Genomic DNA, 17,655 nt, shown 5'->3' on the forward strand with positions numbered 1-17,655 from the left:
TTGCGGTCTTTTTTGTGGGTTAAAGTGTGGGTGATTGTGTGGGCTGTGTGTTTTGAGTTGTGGGTTATTATGTGAGTCATTGTGTGGGCTGTATGCACGGCATTTTTTGTTCTTCTAAAACACAGGCACGATACCGATTGTACACAAGACCGTTCCGGTCATGTTACAATCGTGTGCCAAAGGGGGACGCCCCTTTGAAACCCCGAACGATGCAGCCGTTCTTATGCGGTTCTACGAACCTTGAGGACATATGAAGAAAAAAACCAACAAAAACGTTCATGTAACATTCAGACTTACCGAAGAAGAATATGCTCCGTTCGATAGGGCTATAAAAGAGCTTAATATTAGTAAGTCTGAATTTTTCAGGCTGCTTACTATTGGTAAAATAAACACATATGCATCTGATAAACGTAACATACCAGAATACAAACGTTGTCTTTCTCAGTTGAGTTGGGCAGGAAACAACATAAATCAAATAGCGCACCGATTAAATTCAGATCATTTAAAAGGTATTATATCAGAATCGCTTTATAAAAAGGTTTTAAATGGACTAATCGGTATTCGTGATCGCCTTCAGGAGATAGCTAAATGATTGTCAGATACGGTGGTGGTAATGATGGTATCGTTGATTATCTGATAAATGGTCGCAAAGCAGAACGCCAGTACACGCGTGATGAACTTGATCATCGTGTTGTTCTTGATGGTGATTTACAGACTACAGATAAGATTATTGATTCTATTGAAAACAAAAGTCAGGAACGTTATTTGCACATTACTCTGTCTTTTCATGAAAGTCATGTGTCGAATGAAGTGTTAAAGGCTGTTGTTGATGATTATAAAAAATTATTGATGAATGCTTATCATCCTGATGAATACTCTTTTTATGCGGAAGCTCATTTGCCTAAAATTCGTCATATCCAGGATAATAGCACTGGTGAACTTGTTGAAAGAAAACCACATATTCATATTGTAATTCCTAAAGTAAATTTGATTACTGAAAAGTTCCTGAATCCAGTGGGAGATGTTACCAAAGGGCATACAATTGAACAGCTTGATGCTATACAGGAATTTATTAATAATAAATATAATCTTGATAGCCCTAAAGACTATCCGCGTAAAGATGCGGATTACGGAAAAATTATAAGTAGAGTTAAGGGGGATCTTTACAAAGAGCATCACTCTGAATTGAAAGGTGAGTTGCTTTCGCGTATAGAGAACGAGAAAATTGAAAATTACTCTGTATTCAAAGATATTGTTGCAGAGTATGGTGAACTTCGTATAAGAAATGCTGGTAAAACCAATGAGTATCTGGCTGTAAAATTGCCTGGAGATAAAAAATACATAAACTTAAAAAGTCCTCTTTTTCGTCAGAATTACATTGAGACAAGGACATTAACACTTGAGAAACCAACACACAAAGAGATAGAAAAGAGACTTAATACCTGGTTAAATAAAACAAGCCAAGAGATTAAGCATATTTTTAACCAGGCGGAGAAAACAAGGGAACTTTACAAGACATTAAGCCCTTCACAACAAATTGATTTCCTGCAAGAGAGGATAAAAGAATATGACTCAAGAGAAAAACTTAACGAAAGAAATTCTCAGCAAACGTCAGGACGAGCGGGAGGTTACAAGTCGTGTCCTAAAAAGTTTGCCAGAATCCGTCAATCTGAAGCAACAGTCGGATTGTCACGTATGCCCCAACGCGGTATGGTTTACGGAATCAATGGATTCACAAGACCCGACTCTGTCAGTGTATTGTCAGATATTTCGCAGCGTGATCTGGCAGAGCAATTATCGCAAAGAGAACATCCTGGTCAGGATGTGCGACGGGATTATGATAGACAATTCACAGAGTCAGGAATAAAAAGTCTTGAACGCTCTTCTTTTTTGTGTGAAACGATGTTTCAGACTCTGAATGAGGCGGCAGAGAAAAACGAAATTGCAACGATGGCAGAAATTCGCAGAAATATTGATCCTGTCAGGTTTCTGTCTTCTGCCGCCGAGCGTTTTAATATTATTCCAGCGCAGCATAAAATCAGAACAGCAAAGGACGGTTCCCCCCGGTTTTCTGTGGGGAATCGTAATATGAACGCATCTGATTTTCTGACAAAGCATATTAATCTTGCCTGGAAAGATGCGAAATCCTTTCTGCTTGAAGTTTATTCACAGCAGTTAGAAAACACGCCATATACGCGCTATCCAACCTACAGACGCCTTACGCATCATGAAGCCCGTGAGCGTCTTAACTCACTGAATTTATCGGAAAAAACATTACGAAATACTATCAGGTTTGAGCGTGGCAAGCTGTATAATGATCTGCGAGAGATGAGACGCGAGTTGAAGTTAATACCACGTGAACAGCGTGATATTGCCGTGGGTGTGATTGTTTACAAAAAACTAACCACACTTGAGCGTCTTTCTGAACTCGACACAGAGGGGCGACACATAATTCGTCAATATCATGCTGACTGGCATAAGGATAAAGATGAAATGAAAGCCCTTGAACGTCTCAAAAGCTATCTCAACTTCGATGAAATCAACGCCATTTCTGCTGACGAACCCGAACTTTCGCTTCAGAAAGCGGTGGATTCCCAGCGCCGCTTAGAAGAGGCGAAAAAGGTTAACTCCAAACTAAAAGATCTTGTGATGGATAAGCAGGATTCCAGGATTGTTTATCGCGATCAGGAATCGGAAAAGCCTGTCTTTACCGACAAAGGGAACTTTGTCGTTGCGGGTAAAAATCCTTCAAAAGAAGAGATCGGAATAATGCTTGAGTATTCCAGGGAAAAGTTTGGTGGTGTACTCAAACTTACCGGCTCTGAAGATTTCAAAAAAATGTGCGCTGAAGTTGCCGCAGAGCAGGACATGAAGATTATTTTACGCCCGGAGCAGTATCAACAGATGATGCTGGAATTAAAAGCAGAACTTCAGGGTAATAAGTTTGAGCAGGTGGAAACACAGGAAAATAGCCAGGAGTCCGAATCCAGAATAGAGAAAGGTGATGCATTGAAGGAACAGGCCACCGAACAGGAACAGGCTACAGAGCAGGCACAGGCTACAGAGCAGGCACAGGCTACAGAACAGGCACAGGCTACAGAGCAGGCACAGGCTACAGAGCAGGAACAGGCCACCGAACAGGAACAGGTCACCGAACAGGAACAGGCTACCGAACAGGAACAGGCTACCGAACAGGCACAGGCCACAGAGCAGGCACAGGCCACAGAGCAAGCACAGGTCGCAGCGCAGGCCACATCTTCATATGATCCTGGTGTTATTACCAGGGCAAACACCCTGGATTCACAGATGCTTAGTAAAGGCACAAATGGTGAATTTGGCTATTTGAAATCTCTGGATAGCGATGAAAATGAGATTTGGGAAGTGCTGGGACATGTACCTGGAGACAGCGATGATATTTTTGACGTTGCCAGTTTTGATAATGAAAACGACGCAAAAGAATTTTGCAAAATTGTGAATGAGTTAGGTATTGACAGAACACAGGCTCTGATTCAGGAGCAGCTTACTACTCAACACGATCAGGCTACTGCGCAGGTGCATAATAAACAGGAAATTTATTGTATAAACTTTAGTCGCTTCCATGATTTGAATGAAGGTATCGTCTTTCATTCTAAAGATGCGGCTATTCAGTGTTATGAGGAAAGCAAATCTTCTGCAATAGAAAAATATGAAAGCAATTATTTAAATGGTGATGGTTTTGATACTGTTGTGCTTATGTCTAAAACTGTCTCAACCGATGAATTATCCTCTTATCCAGAGGGGGCATTAGTAACGTTTGATAGGCCATTTGAAATAATTGCCAATTCATATGAAGAATACCGTACTCCAGTGTATGCGGTTTCTTTTTCGAAGGATGAGTTTAGTGAAGATATTAAGACTTTTGAGTCATTGCACGACGCATCTGAATATAAAAATAAGATGCTTCAGGAGCACGGGCTTAACCAGGATGATATCTTAATCACACCTGTAACAAGAGAAGAAATCGCCTTTAAAGGAATTAAGGACGCTGTTAATGACGCTAATATGGCAGTGATGGAACAGGCGGGGGATTCGTCCAGAGAATCACCAGAAGAGATACTCGCCAGTATTTCAGCTAACGAGCATATGATCTCCGGGCTTGAAAACTTCCTGGTTAAAGACCGTTCTCAGTTCAGTTCCTGCAATGGGGATATCGTTGTGGAGGCGGAAATTACCAGGGGGGAAGGTGGTCTTTATCACCTTGCGGTCGCTGGTAAGCATGGCTTAGAGCGTGGTGATGCAGTTGCCAGAGTGGATGTTACGGAGCAGCAATTTGCCGCGATCACTGGAAAAACACCTTCTGAAGTTTTAACGGGGGACCAAACATCGGCTCGTGTTCCGGTAATTACAGGTATCCATTTCAGTACAAGGGCTATTGAAAATGTGAATAAACTGGAACAACAGAAGGATTATGTCTATTTCTCAACACATGAAGGCCTGAATGCTGAAATAAAAGATTTCAGCTCTCTCAAGGATGCTATTGAGTGGGGCCGGGTTGAATGCGAGCTACATGATCTCAATAAGCGCGATACTGTCATTTATCGCGTCGAGTCTGAACATATTTCTCAGGGGATTGACGCTGTAATGAAAAATGCTGAACGCGTGGAGCGTCATGAAATTGAGAAAGCACAGGGACGGGATTGCACGCCGGAAGACGGCAAGATTCTTGAGGCAATTGATCGCTTTGAGGACAAGTTCAGAGGGGAAGGACTGAAGTTCGAAAGGGAGAAGGCCGAATCCGATTTGCTTAATCACGGATTCACTCGTGAAATGGCAGAAGATGCTCTTGGAAAACAATTTGTCCAGGCCAGAGAAGAACATCTGGAATTGCAGCAACAGCGTGACAATTCACAGGACATGCACTAATTAAGAAAAAAGCCCGGTTTTCGGGCTTTTTAAGATACAAATTATAAATACTCTCAAGTGTATATTCAGTATGGGATTGCGCAATGATTGCCTAATAAAATTTCTGAAATATTTCTGTATCGCATAATTTTTTATATCAGATAAATTGTACTGGATTTCTTAAAAAATTGCAGTAAAATTGCCGCAATTATCCCACCGTTTATTTTTTGAGTAGTTTCTCATGATGCAGCATACTTCTGTGTGGTACCGACGCTCGGTCAGTCCGTTTGTTCTTGTGGCGAGTGTTGCCGTTTTCTTGACCGCGACCGCCAATCTTACCTTTTTTGATAAAATCAGCCAAACCTATCCCATCGCGGACAATCTCGGCTTTGTGCTGACGATCGCTGTCGTGCTCTTTGGCGCGATGCTACTGATCACCACGCTGTTATCATCGTATCGCTATGTGCTAAAGCCTGTGTTGATTTTGCTATTAATCATGGGCGCGGTGACCAGTTATTTTACTGACACTTATGGCACGGTCTATGATACGACCATGCTCCAAAATGCCCTACAGACCGACCAAGCCGAGACCAAGGATCTATTAAACGCAGCGTTTATCATGCGTATCATTGGTTTGGGTGTGCTACCAAGTTTGCTTGTGGCTTTTGTTAAGGTGGATTATCCGACTTGGGGCAAGGGTTTGATGCGCCGATTGGGCTTGATCGTGGCAAGTCTTGCGCTGATTTTACTGCCTGTGGTGGCGTTCAGCAGTCATTATGCCAGTTTCTTTCGCGTGCATAAGCCGCTGCGTAGCTATGTCAATCCGATCATGCCAATCTACTCGGTGGGTAAGCTTGCCAGTATTGAGTATAAAAAAGCCAGTGCGCCAAAAGATACCATTTATCACGCCAAAGACGCGGTACAAGCAACCAAGCCTGATATGCGTAAGCCACGCCTAGTGGTGTTCGTCGTCGGTGAGACGGCACGCGCCGATCATGTCAGCTTCAATGGCTATGAGCGCGATACTTTCCCACAGCTTGCCAAGATCGATGGCGTGACCAATTTTAGCAATGTCACATCGTGCGGCACATCGACGGCGTATTCTGTGCCGTGTATGTTCAGCTATCTGGGCGCGGATGAGTATGATGTCGATACCGCCAAATACCAAGAAAATGTGCTGGATACGCTGGATCGCTTGGGCGTAAGTATCTTGTGGCGTGATAATAATTCGGACTCAAAAGGCGTGATGGATAAGCTGCCAAAAGCGCAATTTGCCGATTATAAATCCGCGACCAACAACGCCATCTGCAACACCAATCCTTATAACGAATGCCGCGATGTCGGTATGCTCGTTGGCTTAGATGACTTTGTCGCTGCCAATAACGGCAAAGATATGCTGATCATGCTGCACCAAATGGGCAATCACGGGCCTGCGTATTTTAAGCGATATGATGAAAAGTTTGCCAAATTCACGCCAGTGTGTGAAGGTAATGAGCTTGCCAAGTGCGAACATCAGTCCTTGATCAATGCTTATGACAATGCCTTGCTTGCCACCGATGATTTCATCGCTCAAAGTATCCAGTGGCTGCAGACGCACAGCAATGCCTATGATGTCTCAATGCTGTATGTCAGCGATCATGGCGAAAGTCTGGGTGAGAACGGTGTCTATCTACATGGTATGCCAAATGCCTTTGCACCAAAAGAACAGCGCAGTGTGCCTGCATTTTTCTGGACGGATAAGCAAACTGGCATCACGCCAATGGCAACCGATACCGTCCTGACCCATGACGCGATCACGCCGACATTATTAAAGCTGTTTGATGTCACCGCGGACAAAGTCAAAGACCGCACCGCATTCATCCGCTGATTTCTCCCTGTATTTTTTCCAAACCCACCGCACACTCCATTCGTATTATGGGCGGTGGGGTGGGGTTTGTTATGCCGTATTTATCAAATAAACGCCTACTTGCTGAGATGAGTATCGCTCTTGTCATGGCGATCGTTGCCACGCTGACCCTTGAGCACAGTCAGATTGATCTGATGGTCGCTGATTGGTTTTATCTGGGTATGGGGCATTGGATGGTTGCCAAGCAAGCTTTTTTGCCAGATTTGCTACTGTATTCTGGACTAAAAAAGCTGCTGATGGCGATGCTGATCTACTTGCTGGTTGCGACCATTTGCCGTGCTTATCATGAGAAAAAGGGCAATGCTATCACTGCCAAGTGGCTTGTCCCAGTGACAAAATTTCGCGTGCGTGAGCTTGCGTATCTGGTGCTGACTTTGATCCTAGTGCCGACAGTTGTCGCGTCATTGAAGGCATATACTCATGTGGTCTGCCCTGTGCATTTGACGATTTTTGATGGTACGCTGCCGTATTTGCCGATGCTTGATAGTATGCGTAACACCATTCCTGATAAGTGCTTTCCTGCGGCGCATGCCAGTAGCGGATTTGCGCTGTTTGCCTTTGCGTTTGCGCCAAGTTTGCGCCGCCGTCGTGGTGCGATCATCATCGTGGTGATGGCATTGGGCTGGGCGATGGGCTGCTATAAGATGATTATTGGCGATCATTTTTTGAGCCATACGGTGGTGTCGATGATGCTTGCGTGGGCGATGTCGGCAGGGCTTGCGTGGGTGTTTTTTAAGAAGGGTGAACAATTCAAGGAAAAAAAATCAACCCCAAACAGAAATAACAGCTACAAAAATGGACAGTAATAATGCAATAAAAGTAATGTTGAGCCATATGTTGGACGAGTCTTTTAAGACTAATGAGGCTGTTAATGCCATTGTAATGAAACTAATGATAATAATGGCTGCAAATAAATATTGTACAATGTTTTTTATTGTACTTGGTTGCTCCCCAATTCTTTCTCTGTAATTTGCATCAACATTAGATATCCATTGAAGTAATAGAGCAATAAAACAGCCTACTCCGCAAACGGTGAATTGCACAGACGTCGGGTTTGAATCAAACAACGAGATCGCTAAGTTATATAAGTATACCGCGCCTGAAATCACCCCGACAACTAAAATAGAGATGAGTATAATCCGAAGAACTAATGTATTGCTTTCCTTTAAGGAATATATTAAAGCCGCTTTTTCGTATTCTTTCATGATTTAATCCAGTCTATAAGTATAAGAACCAACAAAACTGTCCAGGATTCATTTTCTGTGAGCATATGAAATCCCATCCAGAGTGATGATACTGGCAGAAACACGCCCACAGCCGGAATTATTAGTCTGGCGGAGAATATCCTTATCAGGAGTATCAATAGTGATAAGAACAGAAAAAGAGTGATCATGTGGAAAAACATTCACATCACCTATAACACTATTAAGATAGCCTGCCAGATATCCATTTCAGACAGGCTATATACAGGGTTCAATTCATTCTATGAAAGGTGTATAGGGATTGCTGATGTTTGTGTCGATCAAAAATCTAATATTAATAGATGAGAACTAATATACATATTTCCAGACGGATGGGGGGATTTTATCGTAGAGTTTATTCATTGTGAGTTCTGCAAGCCTGTGATCGGCGGCGGCATTAAACGACTCAAGCTCAGAAGGAGGGAGGCTGTTTTGGTTTTTTTCAATAATCTTTTCAAGTGTGTCGAGTGTTGAGCAACGTCTTAACTGAAAGAGCCAGTCTTGTTTTGTTTTCATTGTACAATTCCTGAAGAACATCCTTGTCCTATAGTAGCTACAACGATGTTTGATTTCTACTGCTGGATTTATTTCTTACTTTTTTGTGTAAACTCAAATCCCAGTTTCCCGGTTGCTTTGTCAACCAGTTTTACTTTTGCTGAAAATTCTTTGTTTGTTTTTTGACTAATGAAACCTTTCAATTCACTTGTAACTCCTTTTGTTATTAACGTTTCAATTTGTTTATCGGTTAATGATTTGCCGCAGAAATCTTTCCATATCTTAAATTCACATCCTGTACAGGAATAGCTTTTTGGCCTGATAACAATCTGTTTACCACAGGAAGGACAAGGAGAGGACAGGCGTTGTGACTGACCAGACGGCGCGCTGGGGGAAACTTTTATTTCAGCACTGTTCGCATTACTGATCATCGGTATCAGATCATTGTACAGTTCGTCAACGAACTGTTCGATGGTCATTTCTCCGTTTTCAATGAGTGTCTGTTTTTCCGCCCATAATGCCGTCATATCTGGATTAACAGCTATATCCGGCAGAGCATCAATAAGCGCATACCCGGTATCTGTCGGAATAAGTTTTCCTTTTTCCAGGGTGATATAGTTCCGTTTTTTCAGTGTTTCCAATATGGAAGCCCGCGTAGCTGGCGTACCAATACCGCCATGTTCGTCTTTTTTATCCCGATCTTTATCCTTCAGTAACTTTTTAATCACTGGATCAGTGACAAAATCTGCGACACGAACAAGCGCGGCAAGTAAAGTGGCTTCGGTGAATAATGGCGGTGGCGTTGTTTTCTTCTCATTCACAACCACTTCTTTTGTCGTCACTGTTTCTCCTGTGCGAATTTTACAGAGCAGATCAAAAGCGGAATCATCATTTTCGGCTTCTGATTCCTCATCCCCGGTATTTTCCTCACCAAGAAACGCTTCAAATCCGCTGTCTGTTGTTTTCCTGGCACGGGCATAAAACGACTCATCACCACACTGAATGGCAACGGATACTTCCTGGTATGTTTTTTCAGGCATGAACTGAACAAGATAGTGTTGTGCGATTGCCAGGTAAACATTGCGCTCGTCACTGCTCAGCGCGTTTACATCCGGTACGTTAACGGTCGGGATTATCGCCGTATGCGCAGTCACTTTCGCACTGTTAAACGCCTTGCTTTTACGTGTCGAATCAACGTCCAGTGGCTGATCGAATACTGACTTCAGGGCATCGAGAACCTGTGGTGCTTCGCTGAATTGTTCATCAGAAAGATATGAGCAATCTGAACGGTTGTAAGTAATTGCTTTGTATTTTTCACGTAGCTGCTGTGTGATATCCAGCGTTTGTTGTGCCGTCATTTTGAACTTCTTGTTCATGTACTGCTGAAGCCGGACCAGGTTAAAGGGCAATGGCGCAGCCGTTTTTTTATCGTCTGTTGCTGCTGCTTCAACTGTCGCTGGTTTTCCTGCAAGGGAAGCCGCTGCTCCATTCGCCCACGCCTTATCAAGTAATTTACGGTCTGTCAGTGGTGCGAACTCACCAGGTTTCCAGTTCGCCCTGATAACATCAACGCCGCGTTGAAAATGCCCGGTCATGGTGTAGTAGAAACTGGATTTATGATTCTTGTTGGCACGGGTGCGATTTACTATCAGGCCAAGAATAGGCGTCTGAACACGCCCGACCGAAAGTGTCCCTTTATAGCCTTTAGCCCGTGCCGGGATCGTATAAGCACGCGTCATGGATAAACCGTATATCGCGTCGGCTACAGAACGCGCCAGAGCCTTGAGATAGAGTCCTCTGAAGTCACGGTTATTTTTGGGATTTGCCAGTGCCTTTTTCACTGCCGGAAGGGTGTTGTCGTTGATCAGAACGCGCTTAACGGGTTTTGTGTTGCCTGCATATTCCAGGACCTCATCGACAAGTAGCTGTCCTTCGTCATCTGGATCGCCAGCATGAATAATTTCGGTCACATCGGCACGCCTGATAAGCTCAATAATCGTTTTAACTTGTTTTGCGGCGCTTTCTACTGGCTGGTATTTTACGGGATAAAGACGCAAAGGGAGTGTTTCAATCTTCCACTCTTTGTATTCAGGATTATAGTTTTCGGGGGGCTGTGATTCGATAATATGACCAAAACAGTTAGTCACAATAGTATTATCACTTTCAAACCAGCCATCATGACGGGTAAAATTGCCACCAAGCGCCTTAACAATATCATTCGCTACTGCGGGTTTTTCTGCGATAAAAAGTTTCATTTTGTTATCCTTTACATTGAATTAATCTTTTGGCACAACGGATAGCACGTTCTTCTGATACTGCCTGTTGCCAGTTATCTTCACTTACTGGATGTCTGAATCTGCGTTCACAGCCATTAAAAGCAAAAATCCCCTCACGGTTAAGTATATTAGTTGCAATATCCTGGTCTTTAATTCTCAAAAAGGCTGTTACGGCAAAACCAGAATACGAAGAAATTTTTGAAATGATGCATTCATCAGCTTTTATTAACGCGGCAAAAGGAACTATCTTTTGATGACCACACGAAATCAGAGGGAGTGTGTGAATATCATAATAAGCTATTGAATGACAATCCATGCGGGTATCATCAATAGCTGCCAGCCAGAATCCTGTCTGGTCTTTTATTTTTCTGCTAATATCTGAATCTGAAACACCAGGATTTAATAAATATCCACCATAACAGACATGGAAGGGGTGAGCAGATTCATCAATATCAGGAAGTTCTTTTACCGGATTTTCTTTCCAGTCCTTCAGAACACCGAATTCAAGAGCATCCAGCAAAAACTTTCGTTCAAATCCATCAAGCAATGCATATTGCATGTTAAACCTCTCAAAGAAGCTCTGATTTGTTGACCTCATGGTGAACCAGTTCACCATTGCGTAAGACAAACAGGTAAGAAAACTTTCTTTCCTTATCTTTCAGTCAGTTTTTGTATTCAGAAAGAATAAACACCCAGTCATCGGTGCTGTAATGAGATGCGATGACTCATTATCTTTTTAGTGATGAGTTGATTATTTTTAAAATATGCCTGCCTTTAATTAGCATGTTTCTGGAAACAGCCTGATTACGAATACCTCTCATCTGGTCAAACTGATAGGTTAAATCATGTTCTTTTCGTGAAAGTCCAAGAGTGGCTCTTTCATTATCCATCAGGACTGAAATTGCAATATATTCTCCAGATGCACACCAGTCTGCATAACTGGCAACGCAATGTTCCATCTCCTGACCTTCCTGACACAGAGCATCAAATGTAATTAATTCATTTACACCGTTATCAACTTTCTGCCAGTTTATCCCAGTTCCTTTCCATTTTGGGATTACGGGAATAACGTTATTCTTCACTTGTCGCGTCCATTCATCAGATAGTCTCCAGAAAGAAGGCCACTCCTGGTTTTTATGAATTAACCGTTCTTCTGCTAACAACCAGTCAATTGCATGACACAACTGATTCGTTTCCATTTCCCAGCGTGATGTTTGCCTGGATTCAGTATTACGGTCATAAAAGCCAATGTTTTTAAATAAATCACGATGATATTCTAGCCATTTTGAGCATATACGATAAATATCATTTTCTTTTTCTGAGTAAGCTCGAATGCTAATATAATCGATAATCCAGTAAATTGCTCTCACAGGATAGTTCTTGATAAGTGGATGGCGTAATAATCTGACTGTAAATCTGAATGATGCATTATCATGTTTATCATTTAAAGCATATACTAATGACAAACTAACATGTCGTAAACTTCTGAACTCACCATAACTAAGTTTGCAGGGAAAACTGATTTTTTCATATAACTATTTTGTCTTTCCAGATAGTATAAACTGACCATTTTTATGTTGTTGTCTTAGACGACCAACCATAGGCCACAATCCGAAAAAATCCATATCATTCACAATATGGATTCGCTTTGAAAAATCCAGATAGTCCTCAAATAATGCCTGACGAATTGAATTGTAAGCTATCGAACAATGTGAAGCTCTGGCATATTGTGCAAATATCTTTTTATCTACCATTATCCATATAGCTTTACTCAATGCTTTTGAAGCATTAAATTCATTATCCACCCCTATAATTTTTAATGCTCTCTGATAAATTTTGTTTTTTATCTCTGCGAGTAAAATATGTCTGCTGATATATCGTGTATTATAGGGGTAGTTGAACGATGCTATTTTACCAAGGCAATGAACAATGTCATGTATTCCATACTCATATGAGTAATATACATTGGATGGATATAGTGTGGAAATATAACGACTCTCACTGTTTTCCTCTTCCTCTCCAATGCGTAACAAATAGAGTTTGTCTTCAATTGAATATCCAGCCTCAATCAATGATTTGATGATGTAGCTAATCGCATATTTTAACCAGTCGTCCATGTCGTATGCAGATTTTTTAGACCAGAATAAAAAAATCTTACCAGGAAATGAATTTCTTCTGGTCCATACCCCAGTGTGCTTATCTCTTAGCTTGTATCCCCACAAAGTGATTTTGTTATTCTTTTTGTTTTTTCTAATACGAAAAACGCCACAAATGATAATGGAGATGTACTTTTCATTCTCCTCTGTTTTTACAAGACGAAGCCCCCCTGTATTTTGATAGATTTTAAAAACATCATGCAACGTAAGAATATTATTGTCCCTTGTCTGTTGATTAATTACATACATGCCGCCCCCTGTTAAAAAGAAGCCTTTAATATTGCACAAAGATAAAAAGACAGAATCATGGCAAACCAAAAGAAGAATGCATTTTCTTGCCCCCTTAATTTCTGATACGCCATTCCCACGGTGGAACCGGATTTGCATCGGCCCACAAACCACGTTTTTGTTCCTGCGCTTCCCGTTGCAGAGCCGGTAATGACTCATCCACGTTGTAACGTTCATATACCCATGCAGCGCCAGACTGAACCATAAAGCGGCTGGCATCCGTGCCGTTCGTCGTGAACACATGACCGATAATGCGTCCGTAGCGGTCTTTATGTGAATAAGAGACTGTCACCTGTTTACCTGCAACCAGAGTTTTAAGCTGACTAGTTGACCAGCGTCCAAAAGGTTGTTTCTTTTCAGGGGCATCGATGTTTATCAATCGGACTCGGATCGGAACTTCATACACAACAATTTTTGCGGGTAGTGTTTTAATTTCTATGGTGTCGCCATCGAGAACGCGAATAACTTTCCCCTGAAGAATTTTCTGGTTAAATGTATAAGGTATTCCACCTGCATTTGCAGACTGAAAAGCGGTAAGCAGATAAATAAATATTGTTAATAAGATTTTCATAAAAGATTAACGTTAATTTGTCTGTGCAATGGATAGAGCGTTATTCTTATTTTCTTCCTGCCGCTTCATCGAAAAATGATGATTTTCCTACTGCTGCGGCATCATACTGAAATGAATATCCAAAATCATCGTCATGCTCAAAACCTGTATTTTCTCCATTTTTTAGTCTGGAAAGAATAATCTCAAGTTGACTGATTATATCTTCCCTTTCACTATGACGAGTGCCTTGTAAGAGAATAGTTACTTGTTGCAAAGGATATGCATGTTCAATCCATGCCTGGCTAGGTCCAGAGTGCGTTGTATATAAATTTTTTTGTGCCGAAATATTATTCAGAAAACAGTTTAAGTCATCATTGGAATAAATTTCTTTAATATTGTTGATGTTGGATGTTAGTTTTCCAAGTTGGAATGGTGGAGAATTTTTGTCTTCATTGTTGTCTCCTTTATCGTATTCTGGAAACACAATTAACAAAGGTGCACCATTAGTTCTCTTCATAAAACGGGTTACTAGCCGCCCAATATATTTATTGGACATATGCTGTTCAATGTCCAGGACAGCATATTCCTCCGCTGGGAATATTTTGTTTTTTTCGATGGATTTAATTTTTCTGGTAAGATGAATGTTTCTGATAAGCAAACCTACTATCAGGAAGTAAATAAATATCCAGAATAAAAAATCACTCTGTAGTTGTTCTATCATAAGTGAATCCTCTAATTTGTTAATGGACAAATCATTACCCGTTCATCAATGTTTGTAGGAAGTTCGCCAGGAGTAGGGACGCGTTCTCCTCGCTGGGCGGCTTGTGCCAGTGTTCGTAGCAGCAACACGCTGGCATGAAATATGGCCTGTTCTTTTGTGGCTGCGCTTGTTTCCAGGTCGAAATCACTCAGAGTCACAACGACTTGCCCGTTTCTGTTCTCGACCGTTGCCGGGTAGGGAACAAAATAGGGAGCGATTTTGCTGGTTTGCTTGCGTCGGGCATCGAGTTTACTGACAAGTTGATAAGCCCGAAGGTGTGTGTATCGTTTCAACATGTTCAGGGAGCGATGGCCTGAAATAGCGGCAACCTCAATGACGTTCAATGTACCAAGTTCGAAAAATCGGCTGATGGCCTCATGACGGAGGTCATGAAAATGCAAATTTTCTATCTTCAGTTCCTGAAGTGCTGTTCGCCAGGCACTTTTGAATCCCGAAGAGGTATAAGAAAAAATATTACCGTTAAGCTGTGTCGGCAGCATTTGCAGGTAATTACGGGCTTTCCTGGATAGCGGAACATCGCGTGGAGCACCGTTTTTGGTTGTTGGAAGATGAGCTACCCCATGTTGCAGATCGACGTGTTCCCAACGCAATGACAAGATTTCACCTTGTCGCATTGCTGTTTCCAGCGCCAGATGAAAAATGACGTAAAGAGCCTGATTTTTTTCTTTGAAATACCGCGAAAGTCGGCGTTCTTCTCCTGAAGTCAGGCGACGATCGCGCCCGCTACTGATTTTGGGTTTTCTGACCAGTTCGACAGGATTCATGCGGCATGTTCCCCATTCCACACGGGCGATATTGAATAATGATGACAACAGGGCAAGTTCAAGACGGACGGTGTTTCCGGTTATTTGACGCCCCGTTCGTGGGTTAATTTGTGCCAACCGTTGATCCCGATAATTGGCAATATCAACAGTGGTAATGTCATCCATATAGCGTTCAGCAATAGGGTGACGTTTAATCACATTTACGCGATAAAACTCCTGTAGATGGCCTTTTTTGTGGATGGATACTGTCTTCAGGTATTTGTCCAGCGCCCGGCTGATTGTCATTTTGCGAATTTTGATTTTCTGAAACATATCCCCTCCAGACAAAAAAGGGGGGAAGGTAGAGATTCTTGCTTCGAAATGCAATATCACCGTGCCAATCCGGTGTGTGGAAAAAAGGAGGAGGCATAGGGAAAGTCTCCTCCTATCAGCTTAATTTCCCATACTCTCAGTCAAACTTGGGGCAGCATACTTTTTGCGCATTATCCCATGTAAGAGCAACGGGTTTCCATAATTCAAACGATTATTCAGAATGCTCGTTATCTAAATCCGGATCAAACTGGCAACTAACAGCTTACCCACCTTCAATAGCTAGTTATCGTTGTGATGCAGTATGTATTGATTAATCATAGAAATAGGGGGGCCAATCCGGTACGTGGAGAAGGGCATCAGGTAGCACTGTTCTGACAGGAAAAATAGCAAATGGACAACAGATCCCATTGCCATCTGGTTTTTCTGCCAGCCAGTGTACCTGGAGTGTCAGTAATGCAGAAAATCCGCACGGGTGGAAGCCGAATTATTTTGCGGGGTCAGTTGCAACCTATGATGCCAATCGAATTGTGAAATGCGGCTTCTATGACGAATACAACTTTTATGGCGGTACTCACCGAACTGACCTGTCGGGGAAATGTAGTTACATCGTGGTTTGCCAGTGATAAGTATCGTCACTGGCAAATGGCGTAAACTGTAATTGAACCATTTTGATCTTCGGTCGTGTCGCAACTGGCAGTCCATGCATTGTTGCCTGAAGGCATGGAACGTGTGAGCCATATAAATCCGGTATTTGATCTGCATTGACCGCCTCCACCAATGACTTTCTTGCCGGATGGACATGTTGCCGTTGCTCCAGGCCAACGCCACGCAGTAGCTGAAGCGGTAACAATTTGGCTATCACCTGCGCCAATTTTTTTCCACGTACCGGATTGGCACTGGCCTCCGTGCCAATCCGGTTCGTGGAAATCAATAGGTTCATCTGCGCCGTGGACATCAGTAACATCCTTCACCTTGTACCCAACCACAACGAAGGCTCTAGGAAAATTCAAACTTTGCGTTAATACATATCGCATAGATGGAAAGGAAACCGCGATGACGCGTGTCTGGCCTACAGACAATCCAGATGCAAACGGCGAGATGAACTGGAGTGCGTATAACGGTACGTTATATGGCAGCTACTACATCACTGTTCACTGCTTCCGCTAATTCATACCAGAATACTCACTGACACAATGCATAAGTAGTGACTGAATAATACTGATTCTGGTTGGTGTTTTGGCTGCAACCAGCTACCCATGCACTGTTACCGGAGGGGGAAGAACGCTTGAGAATGGCATTTGAAAAGCTGCACATTCCACCACCTCCTGTAACTTTCTTTCCTGAAGGGCAAGTCGCGGTGGCAATTGGCTGATTCCAGTCACTTGCTGTCGCAGTAACCATCTGTACTGTACCGCCGCCATTTTTCTGCCACGTACCGGATTGGCACGGAGGCCAGTGCCAATCCGGTGTGTGGAGGGCATTAGGTGGAAAGCTCAAGGTTACTCAACTTTCCAGCACTGGTTACTTGGGGCAATTTGACTTTTGTGCCATTGCCAGAATGGGAAATGCTGAGGATTCTCATTACTGCCAGGTAGTCGAGAGTCCATCTGGTTCACGAAATTGACATCCTCCCCCACCTTCGCACTTCGTGACTCAGGAGGGGGATTCCCATTAGTGGGTGACGGCTGATTGCTCAGCCTCTGGTTCCTGCTTCAACGGGCGGCCTGACTGCACCATCCCTCCACAGGCAAGCACGGCGTGCCCCGCCGCTAAAATGTTACGAGCGCCGTTTACATCGGCGTTCGCTGTATATCCACATACCTGACACACAAATTTACTTTGTGACAGGCGATTTTCTTTCGCAGTATGACCACAGCACGCGCAACGCTGGCTAGTGTACGCTGGCGGAACAGCAAGCACCTGACCGCCACGCCAGAGCTGCTTGTACTCAAGCTGGCGGCGCATTTCATACCAGCCCTGATCCAGTATCGAACGGTTTAAACCT

Annotated in this window: 15 protein-coding genes and 1 pseudogene; 5 read left to right on the forward strand and 11 right to left on the reverse strand. The window is 42.8% G+C overall.

Going from position 1 to position 17,655, the window contains the following annotated elements; translation table 11 throughout:
* The first annotated feature begins 250 nt into the window (after positions 1–250).
* The 4 genes from ACJHYW_RS20275 (at position 251) to ACJHYW_RS20290 (ending at position 7,593) form a co-directional block, all read left to right on the forward strand.
* On the forward strand, positions 251–592 hold the full coding sequence (locus ACJHYW_RS20275; protein ID WP_000730722.1) for a plasmid mobilization protein: 342 nt from the start codon (positions 251–253) through the stop codon (positions 590–592).
* The gene (locus ACJHYW_RS20280) at positions 589–4,902 is read left to right on the forward strand and encodes an LPD7 domain-containing protein (protein ID WP_034169409.1); all 4,314 of its coding nucleotides are present in this window, start codon (positions 589–591) and stop codon (positions 4,900–4,902) included. The genes ACJHYW_RS20275 and ACJHYW_RS20280 overlap by 4 nt, the downstream gene beginning before the upstream one ends.
* Before the next feature lie 220 nt (positions 4,903–5,122).
* Complete coding sequence (locus ACJHYW_RS20285; protein ID WP_049589868.1) at positions 5,123–6,748, forward strand: phosphoethanolamine--lipid A transferase MCR-1.1; 1,626 nt, start codon at positions 5,123–5,125, stop codon at positions 6,746–6,748.
* Between the two features lie 71 nt (positions 6,749–6,819).
* Positions 6,820–7,593 carry a PAP2 family protein gene (locus ACJHYW_RS20290; protein ID WP_052234578.1) on the forward strand — a complete coding sequence of 258 codons (774 nt, stop codon included), beginning with the start codon at positions 6,820–6,822 and terminating at the stop codon, positions 7,591–7,593.
* Here ACJHYW_RS20290 and ACJHYW_RS20295 read toward each other — a convergent pair.
* From ACJHYW_RS20295 to ACJHYW_RS20340, 10 genes are all read right to left on the reverse strand, one after another.
* On the reverse strand, positions 7,552–7,992 hold the full coding sequence (locus tag ACJHYW_RS20295) for a hypothetical protein (protein WP_000666084.1): 441 nt from the start codon (positions 7,990–7,992) through the stop codon (positions 7,552–7,554). The genes ACJHYW_RS20290 and ACJHYW_RS20295 overlap by 42 nt on opposite strands.
* Before the next feature lie 345 nt (positions 7,993–8,337).
* Entirely contained in the window at positions 8,338–8,544 is a 207-nt protein-coding gene (gene hha, locus ACJHYW_RS20300; protein WP_000850854.1) for a hemolysin expression modulator Hha, read from the reverse strand.
* A 68-nt stretch (positions 8,545–8,612) separates the two neighbouring features.
* The gene (locus tag ACJHYW_RS20305; RefSeq protein WP_063078686.1) at positions 8,613–10,778 is read right to left on the reverse strand and encodes a type IA DNA topoisomerase; all 2,166 of its coding nucleotides are present in this window, start codon (positions 10,776–10,778) and stop codon (positions 8,613–8,615) included.
* A 4-nt stretch (positions 10,779–10,782) separates the two neighbouring features.
* Positions 10,783–11,358, reverse strand: coding sequence for a hypothetical protein (locus ACJHYW_RS20310; RefSeq protein ID WP_001303470.1), 576 nt, complete (start codon positions 11,356–11,358; stop codon positions 10,783–10,785).
* 169 nt (positions 11,359–11,527) lie between these two features.
* Positions 11,528–12,169: a PcfJ domain-containing protein gene (locus ACJHYW_RS20315; RefSeq protein WP_256626922.1), complete on the reverse strand. Its 642-nt coding sequence runs from the start codon at positions 12,167–12,169 to the stop codon at positions 11,528–11,530.
* A 165-nt stretch (positions 12,170–12,334) separates the two neighbouring features.
* Complete coding sequence (locus tag ACJHYW_RS20320; RefSeq protein ID WP_259616523.1) at positions 12,335–13,204, reverse strand: hypothetical protein; 870 nt, start codon at positions 13,202–13,204, stop codon at positions 12,335–12,337.
* Between the two features lie 94 nt (positions 13,205–13,298).
* Positions 13,299–13,814 carry a thermonuclease family protein gene (locus tag ACJHYW_RS20325; protein ID WP_000698398.1) on the reverse strand — a complete coding sequence of 172 codons (516 nt, stop codon included), beginning with the start codon at positions 13,812–13,814 and terminating at the stop codon, positions 13,299–13,301.
* Positions 13,815–13,860: 46 nt separating this feature from the next.
* Positions 13,861–14,514, reverse strand: a complete 654-nt coding sequence (locus ACJHYW_RS20330; protein ID WP_170852113.1) for a hypothetical protein — start codon at positions 14,512–14,514, stop codon at positions 13,861–13,863.
* Between the two features lie 11 nt (positions 14,515–14,525).
* Positions 14,526–15,650, reverse strand: coding sequence for a site-specific integrase (locus ACJHYW_RS20335; RefSeq protein ID WP_000486716.1), 1,125 nt, complete (start codon positions 15,648–15,650; stop codon positions 14,526–14,528).
* Positions 15,651–16,251: 601 nt separating this feature from the next.
* Positions 16,252–16,605, reverse strand: coding sequence for a pilus assembly protein (locus ACJHYW_RS20340; protein WP_396051017.1), 354 nt, complete (start codon positions 16,603–16,605; stop codon positions 16,252–16,254).
* 501 nt (positions 16,606–17,106) lie between these two features.
* Here ACJHYW_RS20340 and ACJHYW_RS20345 point away from each other — a divergent pair.
* Positions 17,107–17,274 (forward strand): annotated as a pseudogene (locus tag ACJHYW_RS20345) (shufflon system plasmid conjugative transfer pilus tip adhesin PilV); the annotation flags it as partial.
* Positions 17,275–17,321: 47 nt separating this feature from the next.
* Here the strand turns inward: ACJHYW_RS20345 and ACJHYW_RS20350 are convergent.
* Positions 17,322–17,655, reverse strand: a 334-nt coding sequence (locus tag ACJHYW_RS20350) for an RNA-guided endonuclease InsQ/TnpB family protein (protein ID WP_260839915.1), incomplete at its 5' end; no start/stop codon positions are given.

Origin of the sequence: Escherichia sp. WS3063, assembly GCF_046486595.1 — a bacterium.
Taxonomy (GTDB): domain Bacteria; phylum Pseudomonadota; class Gammaproteobacteria; order Enterobacterales; family Enterobacteriaceae; genus Escherichia; species Escherichia coli.

Bases quoted from the DNA above. Each gene is read 5' to 3' on its own strand.
- ACJHYW_RS20310 (WP_001303470.1), bottom strand. From the start codon at position 11,358: ATGCAATATGCATTGCTTGATGGATTTGAACGAAAGTTTTTGCTGGAT.
- ACJHYW_RS20295 (WP_000666084.1), bottom strand. From the start codon at position 7,992: ATGAAAGAATACGAAAAAGCGGCTTTAATATATTCCTTAAAGGAAAGC.
- ACJHYW_RS20325 (WP_000698398.1), bottom strand. From the start codon at position 13,814: ATGAAAATCTTATTAACAATATTTATTTATCTGCTTACCGCTTTTCAG.
- hha (WP_000850854.1), bottom strand. From the start codon at position 8,544: ATGAAAACAAAACAAGACTGGCTCTTTCAGTTAAGACGTTGCTCAACA.
- ACJHYW_RS20330 (WP_170852113.1), bottom strand. From the start codon at position 14,514: ATGATAGAACAACTACAGAGTGATTTTTTATTCTGGATATTTATTTAC.
- ACJHYW_RS20305 (WP_063078686.1), bottom strand. From the start codon at position 10,778: ATGAAACTTTTTATCGCAGAAAAACCCGCAGTAGCGAATGATATTGTT.
- ACJHYW_RS20340 (WP_396051017.1), bottom strand. From the start codon at position 16,605: ATGTCCACGGCGCAGATGAACCTATTGATTTCCACGAACCGGATTGGC.
- ACJHYW_RS20275 (WP_000730722.1), top strand. From the start codon at position 251: ATGAAGAAAAAAACCAACAAAAACGTTCATGTAACATTCAGACTTACC.
- ACJHYW_RS20280 (WP_034169409.1), top strand. From the start codon at position 589: ATGATTGTCAGATACGGTGGTGGTAATGATGGTATCGTTGATTATCTG.
- ACJHYW_RS20290 (WP_052234578.1), top strand. From the start codon at position 6,820: ATGCCGTATTTATCAAATAAACGCCTACTTGCTGAGATGAGTATCGCT.
- ACJHYW_RS20320 (WP_259616523.1), bottom strand. From the start codon at position 13,204: ATGTATGTAATTAATCAACAGACAAGGGACAATAATATTCTTACGTTG.
- ACJHYW_RS20335 (WP_000486716.1), bottom strand. From the start codon at position 15,650: ATGTTTCAGAAAATCAAAATTCGCAAAATGACAATCAGCCGGGCGCTG.
- ACJHYW_RS20285 (WP_049589868.1), top strand. From the start codon at position 5,123: ATGATGCAGCATACTTCTGTGTGGTACCGACGCTCGGTCAGTCCGTTT.